5 protein-coding genes and 1 tRNA gene are annotated in these 5631 nt (G+C 68.2%); 2 read left to right on the top strand and 4 right to left on the bottom strand.

The features are described from left to right. Nucleotides 1-106: 106 nt before the first annotated feature. The 4 genes from rpsA to aroA all read right to left on the bottom strand — a co-directional run bounded on the left by rpsA (nt 107) and on the right by aroA (nt 5034). A complete protein-coding gene (gene rpsA, locus K2Y03_RS10365) occupies nt 107-1822 on the bottom strand; it encodes a 30S ribosomal protein S1 (RefSeq protein WP_294090569.1) in 1716 nt (571 codons plus the stop codon). A gap of 221 nt (nt 1823-2043) precedes the next feature. Continuing rightward, on the bottom strand, nt 2044-3000 hold the full coding sequence (locus K2Y03_RS10360) for an acyl-CoA thioester hydrolase/BAAT C-terminal domain-containing protein (RefSeq protein WP_294090568.1): 957 nt from the start codon (nt 2998-3000) through the stop codon (nt 2044-2046). A 61-nt stretch (nt 3001-3061) separates the two neighbouring features. Continuing rightward, nucleotides 3062-3691: a d(CMP) kinase gene (locus tag K2Y03_RS10355; protein ID WP_294090566.1), complete on the bottom strand. Its 630-nt coding sequence runs from the start codon at nt 3689-3691 to the stop codon at nt 3062-3064. Nucleotides 3692-3699: 8 nt separating this feature from the next. After that, nucleotides 3700-5034 (bottom strand): 3-phosphoshikimate 1-carboxyvinyltransferase, encoded by a 1335-nt coding sequence (aroA, locus tag K2Y03_RS10350; RefSeq protein ID WP_294090564.1) that lies wholly within the window; start codon nt 5032-5034, stop codon nt 3700-3702. A 105-nt stretch (nt 5035-5139) separates the two neighbouring features. Between aroA and K2Y03_RS10345 the strand changes: the two genes are divergently transcribed. Together K2Y03_RS10345 and K2Y03_RS10340 are read left to right on the top strand one after the other, a co-directional pair. After that, the gene (locus K2Y03_RS10345) at nt 5140-5463 is read left to right on the top strand and encodes a TIGR02300 family protein (RefSeq protein ID WP_294090562.1); all 324 of its coding nucleotides are present in this window, start codon (nt 5140-5142) and stop codon (nt 5461-5463) included. A 94-nt stretch (nt 5464-5557) separates the two neighbouring features. Beyond that, a tRNA-Ala gene (locus K2Y03_RS10340) sits at nt 5558-5630 on the top strand. Nucleotide 5631: the final 1 nt, after the last annotated feature.

Here is a 5631-nt window from a genome sequence, read left to right as displayed (position 1 = left end):
ATTGGGAGGACGTTACACTTCCGTCCCAATCTTGTGCAGAGCAATTGTAACATAGTCCGCCTCAAAATGGGGACTGGAAACGTTTCCAGCCCCCATCCGGACAAGCTTATTTGGTCTTTTCGGTGCGGGCCTTGAGCGCTTCGCCCAGAATGTCGCCCAGCGACGCGCCCGAGTCGGACGAGCCATATTGCGCCACCGCTTCCTTCTCCTCGGCGATCTGCATCGCCTTCACCGAGAAGGTCGGCTTCTTCGAGCGGTCGAAACCGGTCACCAGCGCGTCGAACTTCTGGCCGACCTGGAAGCGTTCCGGGCGCTGCTCGTCGCGGTCGCGGCCGAGATCGGTGCGCTTGATGAAGCCGGTCGGGCCGCCGTCGCCGGCCTGCACTTCCAGCCCGGCGTCGCGCACTTCCAGCACGGTGACGGTGACGATCGCGTTCTTCTGAAGCCGCGAGCCGGCATCGGCGGTGGCCGGGGTCGGCACGCCGCCGCGCTCCAGCTGCTTCATGCCGAGCGAAATGCGCTCCTTCTCGGGGTCGATGTCGAGCACGACGACCTTCACCATCTCACCCTTGCGGTGCAGGTTGAGCGCGTCCTCACCCGAAACGCCCCAGGCGATGTCCGACATGTGCACCATGCCGTCGACATCGTTGTCGAGGCCGATGAACAGGCCGAATTCGGTGGCGTTCTTCACTTCGCCCTCGACGACCGAGCCGACCGGGTGTTCGGCGGCGAACTTTTCCCACGGATTGGCCTGGGCCTGCTTCAGCCCCAGCGACACGCGGCGCTTCTCGGCATCAACCTCGAGCACCACGACATCGACTTCCTGGCTGGTGGAGACGATCTTGCCGGGGTGGACGTTCTTCTTGGTCCAGCTCATTTCAGACACGTGGACCAGGCCTTCGATGCCCGGCTCCAGCTCGACGAAAGCGCCATATTCGGTGATGTTGGTCACGCGGCCCGACAGCTTGGCGCCGATCGGGTATTTCGCGGCAACCGCATCCCACGGATCGCTCTCAAGCTGCTTCATGCCGAGCGAGATGCGCTGCGTGTCCTTGTTGATGCGGATGATCTGCACGCGCACCGTGTCGCCGATGTTCAGCACTTCGGACGGGTGGTTGACCCGCTTGTAGCTGAGGTCGGTGACGTGGAGCAGGCCGTCGATGCCGCCCAGGTCGACAAAGGCGCCATAGTCGGTGATGTTCTTCACCACGCCGTCGATCACCTGGTTCTCGGCCAGGCTCATGATCAGGCCAGAACGCTGCTCGGCGCGGGTTTCCTCGAGGATCGCGCGGCGCGAGACGACGATGTTGCCGCGCTTGCGGTCCATCTTCAGGATCTGGAAGGGCTGGGGAATATCCATCAGCGGGGTGACGTCGCGCACCGGGCGGATGTCCACCTGGCTGCCGGGCAGGAAGGCGACGGCGCCGTTCAGGTCGACGGTGAAGCCGCCCTTCACGCGGCCGAAGATGACGCCTTCAACGCGCGAGCCCTTGGCGAATTCGGCTTCGAGCAGATCCCAGGCGGCTTCGCGGCGGGCGCGGTCGCGGCTGAGCATCGCTTCGCCATGGACGTTCTCGACGCGGTCGACATAGACCTCGACTTCGTCGCCCACCTTCAGGTCGGCCTTCTGGCCGGGCATCGCGAACTCGCGCAGCGGCACGCGGCCTTCGGACTTCAGGCCGACGTCGATGACGGCCAGGTCATTCTCGATCGCGGTAACGGTGCCCTTCACGACGCGGCCTTCAAAGCCGTCGGCATCGCCAAGCGTTTGTTCAAGCAGGGCCGCGAAATCGTCGCGGGTGGGGTTCGCCGAAGTGGCCATAAGTCTGGATGATCCTAATCGTTCATTTTTCCGGCCAGCCGGTTGTCTCCGGCGGTCTTTTGGCCGATCCGCCACGCCGGCCGCATGCCGGTGCAGCATCCCGCGGGCCGGTGATCAGGAGGAGGCATCACCAAAGCGAAAAGGGCGCAGGAAGCATTCTTCCGCGCCACACCCCCACGAGCACCTGCCCGGTGGACGTGGCGCGCATAGCGGCAGGCGCGCTATTTTGCAAGCGCGCGGTCGAGAAAGGCCAGCACCTTGGGCCAGCCGTCACGCCGGGCGGCATTGTTGCCCTCCGCCGATCCGCCCAGCGCGCCGAGCCGGTTTCGCCGGGGATCGTCCGGCGACAGCGGCGGCCCGAACACCCCGTGCCCGGCATCGGCATAATGGAGCAGCGTGACGCGGGCGTCGCGCGCGGCCAGCTGGCGCCCCATGGGGCAGGAAGGCCACAGACTGTCCTTCTCGCCGCAAATCAGCAGCACCGGTGCGGGCGATCGTTCGATCGGGATGGCGGCATCGGCATGGGTGCGAAGGCCATCCAGCCCGCGCCGGTAGACAGAGATGATGCCTTCCGAAAAACTGCCCCGGCCATAGGGCAGGCTGGGCAGGTCGCGCCCGCCCGCCGTCCATGAGGCGCCGACGACGGGCGTTGCTTCCCAGGCAAAGCCGGGCCACACCACGCTGGACGGCATTCCCGCCACCACTGCGCGCAGACCGGGCGTGCGGCTGGCAATGACGAGCGCGGCCTCGGCGCCCTTCGATCCGCCGATGATGCCGATGCGGCCGGCATCCACCCCCGGCTGAGCGCGCAGCCACGCAAGCCCCGCGTCGAACCCTTCCAGCGGCACCCGCACCAGCGCCTGCGGCTGCCCCGGCGCACGGAAATAGGACAGGTGCAGCACCGCATAGCCATAATGCTGAAGCGCGCGCGCTATCGTCGACGCGCTTGACCCCAGCCCGCCTTCTGATCCGCCCAGCAACAGGATGGCAGGCCGGCGGCCGGGGATGGGGGCAGGATAGTAGTTGCCCGGCCAGCCGCCGATGGAGACGCGCCGGCCAGTCGCACCGGGTGCGGTCATCTCCACCGGCGGCACCCATGGGCGCCATACCCAAAGCACCGCACCGGCAGCGACGATCACCGCCGCAATCGTGCCGCATCCCCAAGCAATCCGCCTCATCCACCGCATCGCCATTCTCCTGCCGGTTGCCGGTGGCGTAGCGGATGACGTTAGGACAGCTTCAAGCGGAAATTCTGCGCCGCGCTTCGACGATTTCGACCGCGCGCTTCACCGCCGCCTCGATCGACAGGAAGCTGGTGTCGAGCAACGAGGCGTCGGGCGCCATCGCGAGCGGGGCGGTGGCGCGGCTCGAGTCGCGCAGGTCGCGGGCGCGGATGTCGGCCAGCACGCGGTCGAGGCTGACATTCATGCCTTGCGCGCGCAGTTCGGCATGGCGGCGCTGGGCGCGGATATTGGGAGTGGCGCGCACGAACAGCTTCACGTCCGCGTCCGGCGCGATGACGGTGCCGATGTCGCGGCCGTCGAGCACGGCGCCGCCCGGCTGCTGCGCAAAGCGCTTCTGCCGCTGGATGAGCGCGGCGCGAACCAGCGGATGGGCGGAAACGATCGACGCGGCCTTGCCCACCGCATCGTCGCGCAGCGCCGGGTTGGCGAGCAGTTCCTCGTCAAAGCCGCAGCTGGCAACGCCATCGGCTTCGATGGTCGGGTCGAGCTCATGCTGCAGCAGGTTGAACGCCACCGCGCGATAGAGCAGCCCGGTGTCCAGGTGCGGCAGATGATAATGGCGGGCCAGCGCCCGGGCGATGGTGCCCTTGCCCGAGGCGGCCGGTCCGTCGACGGCAATGATCATGACGCTCCCTAAACCCCGTTGCCGGCCAGCGCGTCAAGCCGGCTGAAAAAGTCGGGGAAGCTGGTGGCGACAGGCGCTGCATCGTCGAGCGTGACCGGCGCCCGGCAGTGGAGCGCGGCAATCGCCAGGCTCATCGCGATCCGGTGGTCGAGCAGCGTCGCCACCGTCGCGCCGCCTGGGAGCGGCTCGCCGCCGGTGCCGGCGATCTCCAGACCGTCGCGGTGCTCGGTCACCCGCGCGCCGATCGCGCCGAGCGCGGTTGCCATCGCGGCGATCCGGTCCGACTCCTTCACGCGCAGCTCCTCGGCACCCAGCGCACGGGTCGTTCCCTGGGCGAAGGCGGCGGCGACGAAAAGTGCGGGATATTCGTCGATCATGCTCGGCGCGAGGTCGGGCGGCACGGTGATGGCGGTGAGCGGGGCATGGCGGACGCGCAGGTCGGCGACCGGCTCCCCGCCGACCTCGCGGGCGTCGATCTCGCTGATATCGGCGCCCATCAGCCTGAGCGCGGTGATGAGGCCGGTGCGGGTCGGGTTCATGCCGACATTGCCGATGACGATGTCGGACCCCGGCACGATCGACGCCGCGACCATGAAGAACGCCGCCGACGACGGGTCGCCCGGCACGACGATCTGCTGGGGCCGCAGCTCCGCCTCGCCGGTGATCGAGATGATGCGGCCCTCGGGGCTGTCCTCCACTGTCAGCGCGGCGCCGAAGCCGGCCAGCATCCGCTCGCTATGGTCGCGGGTCGGCACCGGTTCGATCACGCTTGTGATGCCGGGGGTGTTGAGCCCGGCCAGCAGCACGGCCGACTTCACTTGGGCGGAGGCGACCGGCAGGGTGTAGCGGATCGGCACCGCCGGGCAGGCACCGCGCAGCATCAGCGGCAGCCGGCCGCCGGGGCTGGCGGTGATGTCTGCCCCCATGACGGACAGCGGCGTGATGACGCGCGCCATCGGCCGGCGCGACAGCGAGGCGTCGCCAATGAAGGTGGCGGTGATCGGGTGGCTGGCGACCAGCCCCATCAGCAGCCGGGTCGAGGTGCCCGAATTGCCCATGTCGAGTGCCTGGCCGGGTTGCAGCAGCCCGCCGACGCCCACGCCCCACACGCGCCAGTCGCCGGCCGCGCCCCGCTCGATCCGCGCGCCCATGGCGCGGAGCGCGGCGGCGGTGGCCAGCACATCCTCGCCCTCCAGCAGCCCCTCGATCCGGCTTTCGCCAACTGCCAGCGCGGCCAGCATCAGCGCGCGGTGGCTGATCGACTTGTCGCCGGGCACGGTCACGCCGCCGGTCAGCGGGCCGGTGGCGGCAAGGGTGCGGTGCAGGGGGGGCGGGGGCATCATCGCGCGGCGGCTTTGACAGCGCCGCCGCGCTATGGCAAGGCGCCCGCCGATTTGCCGGTTTCCCGGCAGGCTCCCGTTCAATTGATTGAATCGAAAGGTCACCCGATGGTGAAACCGGAATGGGGCACGAAGCGGACGTGCCCGAAATGCGCAACGCGTTTTTATGATCTGACCAAGGACGACCCCGTCACCTGCATCAATTGCGGGCATGCGTGGGAGCCCGAGCCGATCCTGAAGTCGAAGCAGCCGATGCCGTTCGACGCGCCCAAGGCCGTGCATGCCAAGGATGAGGACGCGCTGCTGGAAGATGCCGCCGAGGATCTGGATCTGGCCGATGACGCGGGCGAACCCTCGCCCGATGACGAGGTCGATCTGGGCGGCGACGACGATCTGGGCGTCGAGACCGGCAGCGACGACGAAGAGCGCTGATGACCCCTGCTTGGCGGGCGCGCTTTTCGCGGTGAAAAGGGCGCTTGCCAAGCCCGCGCCGCCCGGTTAAGGGCGTCGCCTTCCCAAGAGATATGGGGCCGTAGCTCAGCTGGGAGAGCGTCGCAATGGCATTGCGAAGGTCAGGGGTTCGATCCCCCTCGGCTCCAC

It is taken from the genome of Sphingomonas sp. (genome assembly GCF_019746015.1).
In the GTDB taxonomy this organism is placed as follows: domain Bacteria; phylum Pseudomonadota; class Alphaproteobacteria; order Sphingomonadales; family Sphingomonadaceae; genus Sphingomonas.
Note: the sequence above shows the minus strand (reverse complement) of the source record. Positions and strands in the feature narration are given on the sequence as shown.

Bases quoted from the DNA above. Each gene is read 5' to 3' on its own strand.
- K2Y03_RS10360 (WP_294090568.1), bottom strand. From the start codon at position 3,000: ATGAGGCGGATTGCTTGGGGATGCGGCACGATTGCGGCGGTGATCGTC.
- aroA (WP_294090564.1), bottom strand. From the start codon at position 5,034: ATGATGCCCCCGCCCCCCCTGCACCGCACCCTTGCCGCCACCGGCCCG.
- K2Y03_RS10345 (WP_294090562.1), top strand. From the start codon at position 5,140: ATGGTGAAACCGGAATGGGGCACGAAGCGGACGTGCCCGAAATGCGCA.
- K2Y03_RS10355 (WP_294090566.1), bottom strand. From the start codon at position 3,691: ATGATCATTGCCGTCGACGGACCGGCCGCCTCGGGCAAGGGCACCATC.
- rpsA (WP_294090569.1), bottom strand. From the start codon at position 1,822: ATGGCCACTTCGGCGAACCCCACCCGCGACGATTTCGCGGCCCTGCTT.